This is a genomic window from Ruegeria sp. HKCCA4633 (genome assembly GCF_013034605.1).
In the GTDB taxonomy this organism is placed as follows: Bacteria; Pseudomonadota; Alphaproteobacteria; order Rhodobacterales; family Rhodobacteraceae; genus Ruegeria.
Genome location: NZ_WQGJ01000003.1, coordinates 157,477 through 173,124 on the forward strand (window position 1 = coordinate 157,477; position 15,648 = coordinate 173,124).

10 protein-coding genes and 1 pseudogene are annotated in these 15,648 nt (G+C 54.0%); 5 read left to right on the forward strand and 6 right to left on the reverse strand.

What is annotated here, in order from left to right; genetic code table 11:
- Positions 1-25: 25 nt before the first annotated feature.
- The 4 genes from GOV85_RS10145 to GOV85_RS10160 form a co-directional block, all read right to left on the reverse strand.
- The gene (locus GOV85_RS10145; protein ID WP_171177602.1) at positions 26-1,378 is read right to left on the reverse strand and encodes an HlyD family type I secretion periplasmic adaptor subunit; all 1,353 of its coding nucleotides are present in this window, start codon (positions 1,376-1,378) and stop codon (positions 26-28) included.
- Positions 1,379-1,380: 2 nt separating this feature from the next.
- A complete protein-coding gene (locus GOV85_RS10150; protein ID WP_371813588.1) occupies positions 1,381-3,285 on the reverse strand; it encodes a type I secretion system permease/ATPase in 1,905 nt (634 codons plus the stop codon).
- Positions 3,286-3,641: 356 nt separating this feature from the next.
- Positions 3,642-5,597: a type I secretion protein gene (locus GOV85_RS10155; RefSeq protein WP_171177605.1), complete on the reverse strand. Its 1,956-nt coding sequence runs from the start codon at positions 5,595-5,597 to the stop codon at positions 3,642-3,644.
- Between the two features lie 133 nt (positions 5,598-5,730).
- Positions 5,731-8,022: a hypothetical protein gene (locus GOV85_RS10160; protein WP_171177607.1), complete on the reverse strand. Its 2,292-nt coding sequence runs from the start codon at positions 8,020-8,022 to the stop codon at positions 5,731-5,733.
- A gap of 596 nt (positions 8,023-8,618) precedes the next feature.
- On the opposite strand from GOV85_RS10160, the gene GOV85_RS10165 reads away from it, so the two are divergent.
- Together GOV85_RS10165 and GOV85_RS10170 are read left to right on the forward strand one after the other, a co-directional pair.
- Positions 8,619-9,371, forward strand: coding sequence for a response regulator transcription factor (locus GOV85_RS10165; protein WP_171177609.1), 753 nt, complete (start codon positions 8,619-8,621; stop codon positions 9,369-9,371).
- Positions 9,364-9,861 carry a hypothetical protein gene (locus tag GOV85_RS10170; RefSeq protein WP_209509581.1) on the forward strand — a complete coding sequence of 166 codons (498 nt, stop codon included), beginning with the start codon at positions 9,364-9,366 and terminating at the stop codon, positions 9,859-9,861. Before GOV85_RS10165 ends, GOV85_RS10170 begins: the two co-directional genes overlap by 8 nt.
- A gap of 341 nt (positions 9,862-10,202) precedes the next feature.
- Here the strand turns inward: GOV85_RS10170 and GOV85_RS10175 are convergent.
- A pseudogene (locus tag GOV85_RS10175) lies at positions 10,203-10,346 on the reverse strand (IS3 family transposase); the annotation flags it as partial.
- Between the two features lie 612 nt (positions 10,347-10,958).
- Here GOV85_RS10175 and GOV85_RS10180 point away from each other — a divergent pair.
- Both GOV85_RS10180 and GOV85_RS10185 read left to right on the forward strand, forming a co-directional pair.
- Entirely contained in the window at positions 10,959-11,534 is a 576-nt protein-coding gene (locus GOV85_RS10180; protein WP_171177613.1) for a hypothetical protein, read from the forward strand.
- A 309-nt stretch (positions 11,535-11,843) separates the two neighbouring features.
- Entirely contained in the window at positions 11,844-12,773 is a 930-nt protein-coding gene (locus GOV85_RS10185; protein WP_171177621.1) for an autotransporter domain-containing protein, read from the forward strand.
- A gap of 442 nt (positions 12,774-13,215) precedes the next feature.
- Here GOV85_RS10185 and GOV85_RS10190 read toward each other — a convergent pair whose 3' ends face one another.
- Positions 13,216-14,202: a serine hydrolase domain-containing protein gene (locus GOV85_RS10190; protein WP_371813584.1), complete on the reverse strand. Its 987-nt coding sequence runs from the start codon at positions 14,200-14,202 to the stop codon at positions 13,216-13,218.
- Positions 14,203-14,397: 195 nt separating this feature from the next.
- Between GOV85_RS10190 and GOV85_RS10195 the strand changes: the two genes are divergently transcribed.
- Positions 14,398-15,378 (forward strand): hypothetical protein, encoded by a 981-nt coding sequence (locus tag GOV85_RS10195; protein WP_171177626.1) that lies wholly within the window; start codon positions 14,398-14,400, stop codon positions 15,376-15,378.
- Positions 15,379-15,648: the final 270 nt, after the last annotated feature.

Consider the following 15,648-nt stretch of genomic DNA (forward strand, 5'->3'; position numbering starts at 1 on the left):
GTAGAGGTGACCTGAAAGCCCTACCCTAATGCTCGCGAAACGCGCGTGACATACTGTCTGACACGGGCTTGGCGATATAAGCGGCAAAAGTTCGTTCTTCGGTCTGGATCATAATTTCGGCCGGCATCCCAGGCGTAGGAATAAAGCCACTGACCCGTTGCAACTCATCCGGTGTCAGAGAAATGCGCGCCAGATACACTTCCTGCGGACTGCCCGAGGTCTGTTCGGGCAAAGCGTCAGCAGAAATATAGAAAACCTCGCCATATAACACCGGAGTCGTGCGTTGGTTCAAAGCAATCAGACGGACCGAGGCAGTCTGCCCGGTTATTACGCTGTCGATTTCCGTGCGGGGAATCTGTGCCTCGATGATCAGGGGCGCATCGGCGGGCAAAATTTCGGCAATGGGTTCGCCGGTTTCAATAACACCACCCGGCGTGTGATAGTGCAATCGCACCACCGTACCGGTCACAGGGGCCCGAACTACGGCTCGCTCTAGAACGTTGCGCGCTTGACGAGACTTTTCGCGCACACTTTCCAGATCGGCCTCGATCACGCCCAGTTCATCCAGCGCAGCCTCGCGATAAGCAGACCGGGTGCGCGTGATCTGTTCTTCGTATTTCAGTAGCATCTGGTTGATCTCGGCTGCCTCAGCCTGCAACCGTGCTTGTTGCCCTTCAGCTTCGGCCTGAACGCGTCGGATCGCGTTGAGCTCTCCTTTGCGAACAAGACCTTTTTCGTAAAGCTGGCTTTTGGCCTCATATTCTTCCTGCAAAATCTCGGCGCGCCGCACCATGCTATCCAGCTGAGCCTCAAACCCTCTTGACCGGATCTTCAGCGCCTCCATGTTCCTCTCAAGCAAGGCGACATCGTTCAGAAGCGTCTTGCGCGATACATCAAAGCTGAGCCTTTGCCCGTCCAGAATGGCCATGACTTCGACATCCTGGGAAGCTTCAAGAAGGTCCGTAGAAAAGACAAGGCGTTCGCGTTCACCATATTCCGCCAGCAACCGTTGGGTCATGGCTTGCAGGCGTATCTTGCGGATGAACAGTTCACGCTCGTTGGCCTGCGCCGAGGTCTGGTCCAACGTCATCAGCACTTGCCCGGCCTGAACCGACTGCCCCTCGACTACTTTAATTTCTTCGATGATCCCGCCCTCAAGATGCTGAACGATCTTGTTTCGACCGGTTGCAACAAAACTGCCCTGCGCAATCACCGCAGCCGCCAGAGGGGCGCTGAAGGACCAGACCCCGAAACCGCCAAAGCACACCAGTAGCATGACCAGTCCGATGGCAATCAGCCGGTTGATTGAGCGTGGAACCTCGGCATACCAAAGTTGAGGTTCGTCGGCAGAATTCTTCACAGGTACGAGGTCGTTCATGCTCAGCCCCCCTGCTGGCCTTCAATTCCGGTTTCTTTGCGCGGCGCGTTGATTTGTTGCAGAACCTGATCGCGTTGACCGAACAAGGCCACGCGCCCATCGGTCAGCAACATGATCTTGTCGACTACGTTCAACAGCGTCGGTTTCTGCGTGATGACAACTACGGTGATCTTGCTTTCGCGCGCCTGCTCAATCGCCCGGGCCAGCGCTTTGTCACCGGCAACATCGAGGTTCGAGTTCGGCTCGTCCAGCACAACCATTCTCGGGTTGCCGAAGAACGCCCGCGCCAGCGCTATACGTTGCTTTTGCCCACCAGACAAAGGCGCGCCATCTGCGGCCACCACCGTCTCATACCCTTGCGGCAGGGTCGCGATCATGTTGTGAACATCGGCCAAAACGGCAGCATCGTGGATCTGTTCGTCGGTCGCATCTGCCCGCATCCGACCAATGTTGTCCTTGATCGTGCCGGGGAACAGTTGGACATCCTGCGGAAGGTAGCCGATGCTTTCCCCAAACTGGCGCGGATCCCAGTTGCGAATATCCATCAGGTCCAGCCGCACACTGCCCGAAGTGGGCAGGATAGACCCGACCAGTGTTTTCCCCAGCGTCGTCTTCCCCGCACCGGAATTGCCGATAATGGCCAACGTTTCTCCGGGTGTCAGCGAGAATGTGATCCCGTTCAAAACCACCCGTTTGGTCCCACCGGGCACATACAGCAAGCGTTCAACATCCAAGCGGCCTTCGGGACGCGGCAGGCGCAGCTTTTCGTATTGCAGGGCAGAGGTCGACAGCAAAGCCTTGATCCGCCCATAAGCGCCGCGTGTCAGCAGATAGCTGTTCCAACCCTCGATCGAGCCTTCGATGGGTGCAAAGGCGCGCCCCGCAATGATCGAGGCGGCAATCACCATCCCGCCGGTGATCTCTCCTTGCAACGCCAGATAGGCACCCCACCCCAGAATACCGATTTGGGTTAGCAGCCTGACAGCGCGCGAAACCGCTGCGAAGATCACGTTGCGGTCCTGAGCGCGCACCTGCCAAGTCAAAGACTGAGCGGTGTCCCTGCCCCAGATCCGCACAGCTTCGGGGATCATGGCCAGCGCGTTGATGATCTGGCTGTTGCGTGACATCGAATCCAGATGCTGGTTCGCCAGCGACTGCGCCTTGTTGGCTTCGGCAAAGGGTTTGGCCGTCATTTTCTGGTTGATCAGGGCAATCGTCATCAAGAGCAGCGCGGTTACGACAACGATCATGCCCAACTGCGGATGCACCAGGAAAATCATCAGGATGAACAAGGGCGCGAAGGGGACGTCCAGGAACGAGATAAGAGTGCCCGAAACCAGAAAGCCACGTAGTTGCTGCAAATCGCCTAACGTCTGGTATTCGCGCCCGTTGCCATGCAGCGACGCATGGGCCGCCGCGCTGAGAACCGGCGCGCCCAAACGGGCTGCCACTTCGACCCCGGTGCGCATCAGCATGAAACGGCGTACCGCGTCGAAGGCTGACTGAAAGATCACCGCGCCCGCAACAATTGCGGTCAGCATGATCAATGTATCCAGAGACCGGCTGGTCAGAACGCGGTCACTGATCTGAAACAGGTATATCGGGATCGCCAGGATCAAAATGTTCGTGGCGCAAGTCAGAACCAACACAAAAGCTAGGTTGCGCCAGATCGCGCGGATCGACACCCGCAGGGTGCGCTGAAAGTCCTCGGGCGGGGTGCGCTTGTGAAAGGTTTGGGGTGGCCCTTTGCCGTCTCCGCCACCAGTCTGATTTTGCGGCAGAGGTTGGTTTGCCTTGGCCTCGATCGTGGTGCCCATGCGGTTTTCGCCGGCCGCGCGCGCAGAGGGGGTCTTGCGCGCAGTCGTTTCCTCGGCGGTTACCTGACCAGGGCCATCAGCATCGGCCACCCCATTGCCGCCACCCGTCGGGTCTTTGTCATGCGCGGGTTGCGGCTTTGCACACTGATGGGGAGGATCAGCGCGCAGTTGTTCGCGTGAGTGGTCGTGATCTTCGGATTGCTTCAGTTTCTCAGGTTTCACTGATTGTTTTGCTTTCGGGTCCGACACGCGCATTTGCTTTGTCAGATGCAGACGCGGCGCAATTTTGGGCCCTGCGGGCGTGGCTTTCACCTTCTCACCAAGATTTTGGCTTTGCGGCCTTCCTCCGCCCTGCCTGTCCAAGGGGCTGGATAAGTACGGGCGGTGCGACGTAAATACGATCGACATCTACTAACCTTCTGGTCACTCGGTAAAAAACGAAAAAATCAAGCCAGCACGGTTTGCAGGCCATCGTCGTTGGTCGTGGTATCAGTTGTTGGAGCGGTCAAAGCCAACGCTGCATCAGGCTGCGCGACACTCATATCGCTCATGATTGCGGCGATGGCTTCATTGGTCATTGCCGTTATGTCTTCATTGGTGGGCATGTCGAGCAGACTGGCCTGATGCAGAAGCAGATCCGAGTACGCTCCGTTTGCGGCCATGATTGTCGAATCCACACCCATCTTGGTCACGCTTGCGCTGTTCAACAGGGCGTTGCTGCCAGCAACCACTTCTGTCTGGGATGCATCGGGGCCGGATAGCTCTATGTCGTCCTGATCCTGCACCACGGTTGTCTGTTCCACGACATTGACCTGCACCAAATCGCCGTCGATCTTGAGAACGCGTATTTGCTCCATCCCGGCGAAATCAGGATTATTCATCAAGGCATCCTCAAGCGCGGCTATGTCGTCATCAGCCAGCGCCATAGTGTCCGACATTTCTTGGGACATGTCCTGATAGGTGTCATCCCCTACCGTTTTGACAGAGGCTTCGTTCATCACGAGGTTTTCGTCGCCACCCGCTTCGTCTTCGTCCATTGCCGGGTCCATGCCGCCGCTAATGACATCGTCGTCAACCAACACGAGTGTCTGGTTTACAACGTCCACAGAGATCATGTTTCCGTCGATGATGATCACATCATAATAATTGCCCAGCTGAATAAGGTCCGAGACGTTGTACATCTCGTTGTCGCCCAGCGCATACATGGTTGACGAAGCAGAAATTTCGGTCTCGATTTGGTCGATATCCGTGGCATCGATATCCTGCTTGATGAAATTCGCGACGACCAGATCACCCTGAACATGGTCCACGATAACAATCGGTGCCGCAGACGCAGCGCCAGATGATGCACCCAGCCAAGGTGCCGTTTTGGATTCGACCTCGATTTGCGAGGTCTGCACGATGTTTGTGCCACTGCCCGTTCCCGGCTCACCTTGATCCCAGTCGGAAACAACTGCGACCTGACTAATGGCCGTCAGGCTGACCGCCTGCCCTCCGACCGCGATGATTGGGGCATCCACCCAAGCCACAGTGGCCGCCATTGCATTGATCGCAACGTTGCCACCGGTCACAACCAGGTGCCCGTCATCAAATTCTGGGTCCTTTGACTGATCCCATTCTACAGGATACGGCAGCTCAGCCGTGTTTTCCGTGTCATCGGGCTGATGATATTTAGGAAGCAGATCTTTCCATTCCGGAGCGTCCGTGACGTATTCGCCGTTGACGATCACACCCATCGCATCGCCGCCGTGGAATTGATGCACCGTTACGCCTTCAATGTCCGAGATCATCGGGTTCGCCATCTGATCGGCGAGTGCCGCGAGCATTTCGGTCGATTGGTAGTCCGCGAGTGAAAATGATGGCGCGGCAATGGCGTGAAGCGACAGAGCCATGTCTAGCATCTGCTCGCCCTGCACCATTAGCGCTTCGGGGTCTCGAAAATCTCCGTCGCCCACAACGTCATTGTCGCGCATGTAAACCGTCTGCACGGTAACGGTCACGGCCGATCCCAGCGGCACGGTTTCCGGTTGCAGAATGATCAGTTGGACAAAGTAAGACGGGCCCGTATCGCTTATTTCGTTTTCCGGCACATAACGCACAGGCTCTCCGGGACCGTCCAAAACAATCACCGCCTCTGACACCGGCCCAAGAGGTGCAGCCGGCAGCGGCATTTCGGGTTCAGAGGGTTGAAAACTGTAGGGCAGAGCTTTGTACTCGCCTGCCGGAATATCCAAGTCTGCCTTGATATGGATCGAGGCCGGATCGTCCAGCCCTTCGACATCGGCTTTGCGCCTCAGCGCTGTGAATTCCTCGTACTGATCCCGCAACCGGGACTGTTCGATCGTAAGCTCAAATGTTCCAACAAAATGCGCTATCGTCTCGGAAATACTGTCAAGGGCCATGTCGGTTTTCCTTTACACCCGCACCGGCCAAAATTTCCGCTTTGGGTTCAGTTGGGCCGAGGCCGCGATGAACGGCCTCGGCAGGTTTCAAAAGACATACAGGGCCCGGAAATGCGGGCCCCGCTTTTGTGACTTAGGTGTCGGTGTCGTCGCTTGCGTACGAGGACGTCATCGAACCGCCAACCATGGTCGTATCAACCGAGTTGCCAAGTACATTGGCACCCATGACGATCGACTGGTTGAAGGCCGAGGTGTCGACAACCGCCGCAGCCGAGGCGTAGGATTCGCCGGTCACGATGCCATCGCCACCATTGTTTGCGCCCCAGTTGCCGCCCGAGCCGCCTGCGCCACCGTCACCCGAATAGGCTCCGGCTGCGCTGCCGCCCGTAATGGTGCCACCCATGGTGTCACCCGAGGTTGCGCTGCCCATCGAGGCTCCGCTGGTTCCGCCGTTTGCAGCAGACGCGCCACCGGCACCAGCATTCCCTGAATCAGCCGAACCCATTGCGTCACCGGATCCGGTCGAGGTCGAGTCGTTGTCGGAACTACCCGCGCCACCGTAACCGGCAATCGCTTCGGCCAAGCTGTCCGCCGCACCGTTTGTGTCCGCGTCTCCGAAGACATCCGCTGCACCGCCGCCGCCTGCAGTATTGGCTGCATCGGCAGATCCAGCTCCGTTGCCGCTGGAAGTAGACGTCGGAGTGGTGCTGCCACCTGCACCGCCGTCACCATCTGCAGCTGATGTTCCGGAACCCATCGCATCGGCCGCGCCGTCAGCCGCATTTGAACCGCCGTCACCGCCGCTGCCATCCGTTGCTTGCGAATTGCTGGCTGAACCGTTCACATCGCCTGGGCTTTGATCAATATCCGGACCACTTGCCGATTGATCGCCAACACCCTGGGCGTCGGAATCTGCATCTGCAGTGCCACCCGAACCATCGCCGCCCGAGCCATCGCCAGCCGTTCCGTCACCACCAGAGCCGTCTCCTCCGGTTCCGTCGCCGCCGGTTCCGTCACCGCCTTCGCCAGGTTCGGCATCAATCATGCCCAGCTGTTCCTGCAACTCCATGATCGCAGCTTCAAGCATCGCGGCAAAGCCACCTTCGCCATCACCGCCGGTTCCGTCACCACCAGTGCCATCACCGCCGGTTCCGTCACCGCCTGTGCCATCACCGCCGTCACCATCAGCAGAACTGTCCGCACCACTGTCTGCAGTGCCATCCGCCGTGTTGTCGCCTGCCGAGGCGTCATTGGCTTCAGTGTCGCTGTCGCTGCTGTTCGAAGCTGAACCTTCTGTCGCAGCACTGCCGTCACCACCATCAGCTCCGGACGCATCCGTTGCGTTATCCGCTGTACCGGTACCGGTGCCGGTGGAATCGGAATCGCTGTCTCCACCGTCGGCGTTACCTGAAGAGCTTGCACCGGACAGACCCAGACCCAGACCCAGACCAAACGAATCCGCGCTACCACCAGCGCCACCGGTTCCATCACCGTCTACGCTTGTGCTGCCGTCGTTGTCCGACGAGGCCGAGCCGTCAGCATCTCCGCCATTGCCACCCGAGCTATCGCCGGTCGAGCTGGCATCGGATGTACCCATACCCATACTTGCGTTGGACGCGTCACCCGAAGACCCACCGTCACCGCCTGCCGAATCCGCATCGGCGCTGCCGGTGTCTCCACCTGCGGCCCACGCGTGGCTGCCAAGCGTTGACGAGTTTGCCGAACCGCCTACTGTGGTTCCACCGTCACCCGATGTTCCGCCATCTGCATTCGCCCGGATACCTTCTGCAGCCGTGGCTGTGCCGCCATTGGCGTCGCCGTTCTGGTAGAAACCTGAATTGTTCGCAACGCTCGCTGACTCCAGCGTGTCGTCATCGCTCAGGCTGGCAACCTGGTTGTTAACTGATGACATCGCGGTGCCCGCACCATCCATTGAGATGTCCAGATTCATGTCATCGCCGGGATCATAGTTCAGATTACGGCCTGCGGTGATCACATCGCCAACTGTCGCGGAATCCCCAAGATCCAGATCAACTTGATCATCGTCGCGCGGAATCCACTCGCCACCACCAAAATCGATATTGATGGCGTTGTTGTTGGAGTTGTCGTTGCTGTCGTCACCGGCATCCAGCGACTGAGACTGGTCTTGTCCCTGACCCTGATCCTGACCTTGGCCTTGGTCCTGACCCTGATCCTGGCCTTGGTCTTGTCCCTGACCTTGATCCTGGCCTTGACCTTGGTCTTGACCCTGACCTTGATCATTCGAGTTGTCGACATTCTGGTCTTGCTGCTGTTGTTGTGCTGTCAGATCGGCCTCGACAAAGGCTTCTTCTACAGGGATCTCAACATTGACCGGTGCATCCAGATTTTCGACGTTAATTTCATCGACGGTCGTTACGTTTGTATTATTTACATTACGTCTCATGACAAATTCCCATTTCTGGAACGCCAGACCGCCATTCATCTACAAAGCGGTATCAGGCGCGGTTGAAACAAAAAAGCACACACAGCGAAAAAGACGCTGAATGCGGTATTCGTTTTCTTACTCTGGGCCACCTCCTTTCCCGGCCAAGCCGAAAACGTGACCCTCCAAATCAAAGCAAAAATACGCTGAGGGCGATCACGTCAGGGATAGTCACTTCTGAAATTGAAGCCCGCCCATGTTTGCAGCGACCCCGATTCGCGCCTAGCTAGTGAAAAGTTCTGACAAGTTTATTTTATTGTTTTTATTGTATTTTTTACAAAAACAATCTCAGCCAGCACATAGCCGGGGCAAAAGTTCTAGACGGAGATACTGACAAAAAATAAACACAATTGTTTCCGCCGGTTACACAAAAGAGACCGCAAAATCCTAAACGAAAGTTCTATGAATCCCAGTGTGGGCTTGCGCCATCAGGTTGTAGGCATTCAAGATTCGAGTTATAATAAAAGGACCATAATTTATTGATTAGTTAACGTTTTTTACTCGTTCCATTTTTTAAGAATCAAATTCCAGTTACGCCTGTTTTGTAGGGGGCAATAATGAGTAAGTCTTTGCAGAATGAAACTGCCACTCAGGGCAATTATTCCGAAGATTTGTCGATCGTCTTTGTCGGAAAAGAATTGTTCTATTCCAACCAAACACTCAGAAGCGTTCAAACCGAATTTGGCGTCCGCGCCGAACGCTTTGAATCCCTCGAAGCGATGAGCGCGAATGCGCAAAACAGCAACAAGATCATAGTTGTCGACCAGATGATGATCGAAGATCTGCTGTCGCGTCCCGACGTCTACACCAATTGTACAGGCTCGGGCTGTATTGCATTTGCCTATCGTAAGGAAGGTTTGGCGCGTCGCCTGTTTCAGCAGTGGGATCGGGCCCGGTTGGGTGAGATCGGTTTTCTACCTATGAATGTTGCACCGGATGCCTGGCGCGCGATCCTCAGACTGCTGATGCATGAAGAATTGTACTTGCCCAGCTTTCTGGCCGATTGTGTACAAGTTACCCCCCAGAACCCGACACCGGCAGCTGTACATTCGCCCCCAGTCACACAAAATGGTACCGATCTGAATTCACGCTACGCCAAGCTGACGCGCCGCGAGAAACAGGTGCTGCAATTGGTCTCGCAAGGCAAAAGCAACAAGCTGATCGCAGCCAAGCTGGGCATCACCGAACATACGGTTAAGCTGCACATGCACAATGTCGTCGGCAAGATTGGCGTCAACAACCGAACTGCAGCAGCTCATTTCTATTTCGAGGTCGCACCTCATGCGGTGCAGCAGCCCGCCCTTGACTGACACGTTCGAAACCCGGTTCGACCGGTTGATCTTATTGGTTGGTAGGTTGAACTATATGTGGACCAACACCGAAAGCCTGTTGATCCATCTGATAGCTGGCCTAACAGGGGCATCCAAAGACGTCTCCGTCATCATCTTTCTAACTCTGAACACCACCCGTGCCCGAATTGATTTGGTCGAACGCTTGGCCAAGATGGAGGGGCGTCCGCCACAAATCCGCGACCCGATCCTTGCGCATACGCAGCGTCTGACAAAGCTGTCGGGCATCCGCAACAAATACAATCATTGTATCTATTCCTTCGACCCCGAAAGCGGTAATCCAAAGACCATCCTGATGCGCATCGCGGATCGCAAAACCGACATCAAACTCGGCCGCGAAGACACAGTAGACGATAAAGCCCTGCGCGAGATCGAAGGGGTTGTTGATCAGTTGTCTGCGGCAAACAGAGACATTTGGAAGTTAATCCAGGATCTTGGGTATCCGGTCTAGATCAGACAGGTATGATCGGTTTCAGAGCAACGATCGAACTATAACAATAAAAAATGAAATTTGCGTGGTATGTGTGGCAAGCACTGCGTTGATATTTTCACGAACTGATTAAACTTGTAAACCACTGTATCTGAACATTTTTCTACTCCAGATTGTATAGAAACGAGTAAACACGCCGCCAACCAGCCCGACAAAAGTTTGAGACAGACAAATGACGGCTACCTGGCTACTTTTCCTCGCGACTAAAAGCCTTCTGTTGGGGCAAGCGCATCCAGTAGGTCGGAGTACCCTGGTGGCAGCAATGGCTTGAGGAAGAACATCGTCGGTTCCATTGGCAGAGCGTCAGCGATGCTCTCCTCGCCACGCAAACCCTCCAGCACAATGCGGATCTTCTCCTCCGCAGAATGATGCTTGCGCGTCTTGCGGCGAATGTCCTTGACGACCCGTTCAGGCGTCGGTTTGTCTGTTCCAGCTTTCCGTCTCATCTTCACTCCTTAACGGTTCAGATGAGCCAGAAACCTTCCGTTATGCAAATCCTTCAATCAGGCCTACAGGTGCGGATGTCAGACATCCCAGAGGTATCTCTGGCCGACACAAGAAAGCAACGTGTGTATTGGGCTGGTGTTCTAGCGCTGGGGGCAGATCCAATTTCGGAACGTTAGCGTCAGCGGCTTGAGACGGAGAACAGCCAAGCGGCGCATCCTCATGCAGTAGTGGGCCGATTATGCGACCCAGACTGAGGCAAAGGTCGTGCAGCTTCGCGGTTAGATCGGTGGCGGCTCGGTTCGTTTACGGAGCAATTTTAATGCACTCTGGGGGCAAGACCTAAAAACAAGCATTTTCAACTGCAGTTTCACACGAATCTGCGGACGTTCGACAAAATTTGTGCTGCGACTGAATTGCGGACAAAGCTGTCGTTTGCACCAGTGCGGCACCATCAAATTTTTTGATGGAACGTTTAACGGACAAAGGCGTCCCCTTATTGGGGACGCTCGTTGCGGTGCCAGCTAAATTCTGAGTTGATACACATCAAAGACGCTTCTGGCCTAAGATCATTAAATCATTGGCAGTTCACTTCACTTTTGAGCCAAATAACAGTGGCTGTGAATGAAAGGGGGATTATGCCTTTTGATTTTGCCAGCAAAGTAACAGGGGTGGCAATGTGCATACTCTTAGCCGGCTGTGCTCAGCCAGCGCAAAAAACGGCCATGGTTCCGGGTTCAATTGCACCAACACCAAGTTCGGCAAAATACCACAGTTCAGTCGGAAAGGTGACTGGATATGGTGGGGAAGAAACCAACCCCATGTGGACATCGGAAATATCAAAAGAAGATTTTCAGGCGGCTTTAGAAACTTCTCTTCGTCAAGCTGGAATTTACTCTACTTCAGGCCAGTACACGCTACGTGCTGATATTCTTAGTGTCGAACAACCGCTTGTTGGCTTCGAATTGAAGGTCGCAATGACCGTCCGATACAACATTATTGATACTAATAGCAGGATACTTTTCGACAGAACTATAAAGTCGGAGTACACGGCAGATTTGTCGGAGGCATTTGTTGGCGTTGAAAGGTTGCAAAAAGCTAACGAAGGTGCCGCAAGAGCGAACATTGATTTACTACTAAAGGCATTGGGTTCTACGTCATCCGGTGGACAAATAGGTGCAGTCTCCTGAAGGCTGAGCAGCCTGATCTGACTGGGCCCATTTTTTTGTTCCTTTTGTCCAAAAAGGACGTTGGTTGAAGGTTGGTTGAATGACCGGTCTGCAGACAAAGCTTCCATTTGTTGCGGCAACGATCAATCGGGGAGATCAACCCATCAACCCAGAAAGAACTCGAGCGGGTTTTCTTAAGGCGTCACAAACCAGGCAAAATTGACTAACAACAAAATATTTACAGCAAAAGGCGCGGTATTCTTGTTCTTGTAGTGCTAAGATGAAGAGATATCGCTTGGTCTTCTTTTTTCTGGTAAATGAGCCGATACCTTGAGACGAATTCTTGCTTTCGCCGCACTGTCGGCTGCAAATACGACCAGTCCAACCTTTGCTCAAAGTATAAACCCTGATGCCTCCGAGGCCGCTGCACAAGCGGCTTTGTCTGTCTTGAGTATCGCCGCCACCCCAAATGAGACTTTATCCTCGTTTTCTTTTCTTGATGCTTCCGGAGGTACCAAAAGTCTACGCTCGACCCAGCTGCGAGGAGGGCACAAGCCATTTGAAAACGGGCTTTATTTAGAGGGTCTTGTTGCCTACCAAAAGTACAACCCGGTAATCTTCTTCCCGGGGATCGCTACCGGCACTGAGTTGGATGTAACTTGGTCAAGCGTGGCAGCAACGGTTGGCGTCGGCTGGGAGTTTCCCTTGATAAACGAGTGGAAGATTCGGCCGGTCGGACATTTCTCACTTGGCCAAGTGACTGCAGATGCCATTTTTGCCGACTTTCCACTGCTGGGCCCGAGATCTAACTCCAACGAACTGATCGATGGGAATTTAAACGCATTCGGGATCGGTGCTTCGCTTGGCATTTTCCGAGAGGCGCAATTTGGGCCGTGGCAAGTGGAATACCGTTTCCGTCAAACATTCTTGGAATTTAACCCGATCAATGAGCCGCAGGCTGGGAACGCAAGTGCGAGTTCCAATCAAACAACCTTGTTCTCACGTCATCGCTATCCGCTGAACAACGTCAGACTCTTCGAACTCCCAACGCAACTTGTTCTGGATGCCGGTGTCGTGCTGTATCACGGTGACAGCGCAACCGTTCTTGATACCGATTGGCTAGCAACGGCTGGTTTCGGACTTGAGATTGATACTCGCTTGACCGGCCTACCGGCCGTTCGAGCGGGACGCTTAATGTTAAACGGTATAGTTGCCGAAGAATTTTCCGGTTTTTCGATAGGCTTCGGTCTACGGTTCTAAGTCGAGGCTGCTCTTGCCTGACAATAACAATTAAGCTCAATTTCATTTTGAACCGCCACTTGCGGTTGTGCTGAGTAGAAAAATGACCGAATTGGGTTCAATGCAGGCGTTCGCATAATCGGGGCGGATGCCCACTTTGCAGGGCTGAGCAGACTATTCATTGAGTTCTTACAGTCTTGGTCAAAATTGGCCGCAAAGGCCAATCGGTAATAGATTTTCTGGAAAGAATTTTTAATAGCAAGCCCGAGTTGGAGGAGACAGTCCGGCGAGCCCTATCCAAACTGGGAATGACTTTGTTGTCGACGTGGCCAGTAAATTCGGCGTCAATGTCCTCAACCAGATGAGTCTGGATCAAGGTATTTCGACGACTTGAATGCTTTACGCGCCCGCTTCGGACATTGACCGTTACAGCGCACTCTAGGGTTTTCAAAAAGTGCTTTATCTAATTGGCGTTCAGGATCGGACCATCCAACAACCTGACCAATTCTCCAAAATACCCTCCAGAACGCGCCGGATGCGTAGGATCAGATGTAATTGCGACAGCAAGGTTTCGATCAGGATGGGCCGCTATTATTTGGCCCCCATACCCACGCGCCAACTCATATCCTGAAGGGGACAGAAACCAGCCATAGCCGTAATCCAATCCAGAGAAAGGCGAACGGCCGTGTGGCTTGGTCGATTCCAAGACCCAACGCTCAGGAATGATCTGCCTGTTGGCAAAAGCCCCGCGGTCCCGAAGCAACACCGCGATCTTCAACATCGACCTCGGCGTAATCGCCATCTCATTCCCACCCAAGTAGTAACCCTGTGGATCCTTCGTCCAAGCAGGTATCTCGATACCAAGCGGTGCACCCAGCCTCTCACGCGTCAATCTCAAAAGACTTAGGCCGGTCGCCACAGTCAATGCTGCGCCAAGCAGATGGGTCGATCCGGTAGAATAGAGCATCTGTTGTCCTGGCTCTGCAACCATGGGTCGTGTCAAAGCATCCGCTATCCAGTTGGGAGAGTTGACCCATTCTCCATAGTTGCTGCCAGAGGTTCTTTCGAGCCCTGCCCGCAGTGTCACCAGATCTTCCATTGTAATGCTCTCAGAACCGGGTGTGGCATTGGCGGGCAAGAGTTGCGGAGCGACCTCCTGCAAGGTGGCATTCACAGACGGGATTTCCTGCCGGTCGATCGCCGTCCCAAGCAACAAAGCCACAATGCTTTTCGAACAAGACTTTATATTCGCTGGTTTATCCAGGCCTGCACCCTGTCGAGCCTGAGCAAAAATGACGTCGTCTCCGCGTTGAATTTGAAGTGAATGCAACTGCTGAAGATCGCTGATTGCATCATTCAGCGCCACCGTTTGTCCCCGTCCAATATACGGCGCACAAATTGCGGTTGTCGTTACCAACAGGAACTTTCGACGTGTGATCATGGCAGTCATTTGGAAGCAAATATCCGAATGTCCAGTTACTAAAGCAACATCAAAGCTTTTTTGTCGAAGATGCTCAAAATGCCTCCCAAAACGAACACCGGGATTTCAGGCAACAGAAAGCTTCGTCACACACTTGGCCGGCATTCTCGGGCGTAAGAACTGTGGTAGGCTGACCTTGAGGACATTCTAGCAGGAGATCTCCCGTTGCTACAGAATTCACTCCGTCTCACACTCTCTGCCGCGGCAATTGCCATCTCGGTAGGCTTCTTGCCGGACCGCGTCGAAGCATTTTCGCAAGATATACCAGCGTGGTTACAAAAACACGTGGGAACAGGTGATGGGCAAATCGCACCAATTGTTCTGAACAGGGCGCGTGCGCTTTACATCGAGAAAGTACGACGAGGCGAAGTAAAGAACCCCTGCTACCTTGCCAAGGATGCAACCCGCCCCAGCACTGCAAGAAACGGCAATCCGGGCAAGCGGTTTTACGTCATTTGCGAGTCACAAAAGTCCTTCCGAGCGGTTTCGTCCGGCTATGGCAATGGCAGAAAACTAAAGAACGCCAATTTTTCGAATGGTCGGCAATGCGCGAAGAACTTCAGCAATGCAGAAGGGTCTAAACTTACCGCCGGCGGTGCCTATGTGACGGCTGAAACCCGCACGTCGTTCAAAGGTTATTACAGTCACTCCGGCAAAACGCAGCCGTTCTACCGCACTTTTCTTTTGTTCGATGGGGAAGGAGAAACGAGCAATGCTCGGGAGCGCGCCATTGGAGGCCATCCAGCTGTCTTCCTTAAGTGGCAATGTAGATTCAAGAATCCTAGAAGCACACATGCAGACAACGACGGCTATGTCCCCTACGGAAAACTTGTGAACTATACGGGTGGTCGTAGCAACGGTTGCACAACCTGGTCTCAGTCCGACTCAAAAGAGATTTTGGCACTTGTTGAGGGGAACCCGACGACGCTCTACATCTACCCAGAATCCAAAGACATAAACGCTGTCGCCAAGGTGGTAAAAAAAGGAAAATCACTGTCTCGAGCTGGAGTTTATTGGAACGCAGTTTGCCTACAAGCAATTGGCGCCCCAAAGTTCTGGCCCAAAAGCAGCCTCCAACCGATTATAAATAATTGGAGAGCATCCTTGCGCAAACAGCCGCCATTGGAGTTACCTATCTGCAATTAATCTGCACAGCAGACCCTGGGCGCGCTGCCCCTCAAGCATTTCTGTTAAGGGCTCAAATTAGTCTTTCGCCGCGCTTTGCTCGAACGTCCGATGCGGCTCTTGCGTTCAGGCATGTATCAACGCTCGGCAACGGCCGTTAGCGGATCGGCTTAGCCGCTTGGGATCCAAAATAACCAATTATTAAACCTTTTCGCACCGCACAGAACCCTACGCAGACTTCCGAAAAACGGTTACCCACGCTCGAATTCAATAATAGCGGTTCACTTGGCG